A 1,993-nucleotide genomic window follows, 5' to 3' on the forward strand; every position below is an offset into this window, starting at 1 on the left:
CCGGGCCGAACCGGAAATACTTTGGCTCCAGTCGTGGCATTACCTGGTACAACTTTGTCTCGGATCAGTTCTCCGGCTTTCATGGCATCGTCGTCCCTGGCACATTGCGTGATTCCATCTTTGTACTGGAAGGTCTGCTAGAGCAACAAACTGGCCTGAATCCCCCCCGGTGTCAGGATAGTTGTCGCCTAAACAGATCACGCTAAATGGAAGACCGGGGGCGGAAGAAGGGTTCGATGACTCGCTATTCTGATGAACATAAATCCGCACTGCTCAAGAAGCTGTTGCCTCCTATCAACATGTCTGTCGCTGAGCTTGCTCGCCAGGAGGGCGTCAGCAAGACCGTCCTGTATAGTTGGCTCAAACAAGCCAACGCCACAGGAGCCTGCGTGCCCGGACACAATAAAAAAACCGATGAATGGTCCCCCGGTGCCAAGTTTGCCACCGTGTTGGAGACTGCCACCCTCTCTGAAGCAGAGCTGGCCGAGTATTGTCGTCGCCGAGGACTCTATATCGAGCAAATCCAGGCATGGCGGGCGGCGTGTGTCCAGGGCCAGCACAATGCCAAAGCCCAGCAACAGATGGATAACGTGCAAGCTAAAGCAGACAAGAAACGTATCCGCGAGCTGGAGCGGGAGCTTCGCCGTAAAGAGAAGGCGCTCGCTGAAGCAGCAGCCCTGCTGATATTGCAAAAAAAGCTCAATGCCTACTGGGGCAACGTCGACGAGGAGAGCTGACCTCGTTGCCAGTACGGCAGCAATACGTTGAGTGGTGGCATGAGGCGCTCGTAGCTGGGGCGCGCAAGCGACAGGCGGCAGAGGTACTGGGGCTGAGTCTGCGCACCCTTCAGCGCTGGACCGAAGGGCTGGCTGTGAAAGCGGATGGCCGCCCCGGAGCGGTTCGCCCGATACCGGCGCACGCTCTGACGCCAGAAGAGCGGCAGGCGATATTGGCAGTGTGCCATAGTCCGGAATTTGCCTCCCTGCCGCCGAGTCAAATAGTGCCGAGATTGGCTGACCGGGGATGCTATCTGGCGAGCGAGTCCAGCTTCTACCGTATCTTGCGCGATGCCGGGCAGCTACACAGACGAGGCCGCTGCCAGGCACCACGTAAGGTACAGGCTCCAACCAGCCATAGTGCCAGTGGGCCCAACCAGGTGTGGTCATGGGACATCACCTATCTTCCGTCACCGGTCCGGGGTAAGTACTACTACCTCTATCTGATAGAGGACATCTACAGCCGCAAGGGCGTGGGCTGGGAGGTCCATGAGCAAGAGAGTGGTGAGCTGGCAGCAGAACTCCTGCAGCGCACGGCGCTGCGTGAGCAGTGCTGGCGGCAGCCGCTGGTCTTGCACTCGGACAATGGGGCACCGATGAAGTCCTACACACTGCTGAGCAAGATGGTTGAGCTTGGGATAACGCCCTCGCGGGGTCGGCCACGGGTCAGCAATGATAATCCGTACTCGGAGTCGCTGTTTCGCACCCTGAAGTATTGCCCACAGTGGCCTGCAGAGGGCTTTGCCAGCCGGGATGCGGCAAGGGAATGGGTACAAGGATTTATGGCCTGGTATAACGAAGAGCACAGGCATAGCCGCATCGGTTTTGTCACGCCGGGAGAGCGACATCGCGGGGAAGACAAGGCGCTGTTAGCCAGACGTCATGATGTGTATCAGGCAGCTAGAGAGGCAAACCCGGCAAGATGGCGGGGCCAAACCCGAAACTGGACGCCGGTGGGGACGGTGATGCTCAATCCGGAGCGCCCGGAGCAAGCACAAAAACTCGCGGCCTAAAAAACCGGTTTACGCGACAACTACCTTGAAAAACACCGCAGGTGATCGAATGGCGTGGCAAACCGACGATGATCCGGTGTGATAATGGGCCGGAATATATCAGCGAAGAGCTCAAGGAGTGGGCGGCGAAACAGGAGATCACTTTGGGATATATCCAACCTGGCAATCCCCAGCAGAACGCGTACATAGAGCGGTTTAACAGAA

The 1,993-nt window shown here is 57.8% G+C and carries 1 protein-coding gene and 2 pseudogenes; all 3 read left to right on the forward strand.

Annotated features, from left to right (window positions below; genetic code table 11):
• A pseudogene (locus tag CUC53_RS05765) lies at positions 1-164 on the forward strand (Tn3 family transposase); the annotation flags it as partial.
• 72 nt (positions 165-236) lie between these two features.
• Positions 237-1,789, forward strand: a protein-coding gene (locus tag CUC53_RS05770) for an IS3 family transposase (RefSeq protein WP_100293271.1) whose coding sequence is annotated in 2 segments (ribosomal slippage) — positions 237-690 and positions 690-1,789 — 1,554 coding nt in all. Because the reading frame shifts where the segments join, the coding sequence is not laid out codon by codon here.
• A gap of 38 nt (positions 1,790-1,827) precedes the next feature.
• A pseudogene (locus tag CUC53_RS05775) lies at positions 1,828-1,993 on the forward strand (DDE-type integrase/transposase/recombinase); the annotation flags it as partial.

The sequence above is a fragment of the Aeromonas cavernicola genome (assembly GCF_002795305.1).
GTDB classification, from domain to species: Bacteria; Pseudomonadota; Gammaproteobacteria; order Enterobacterales; family Aeromonadaceae; genus Aeromonas; species Aeromonas cavernicola.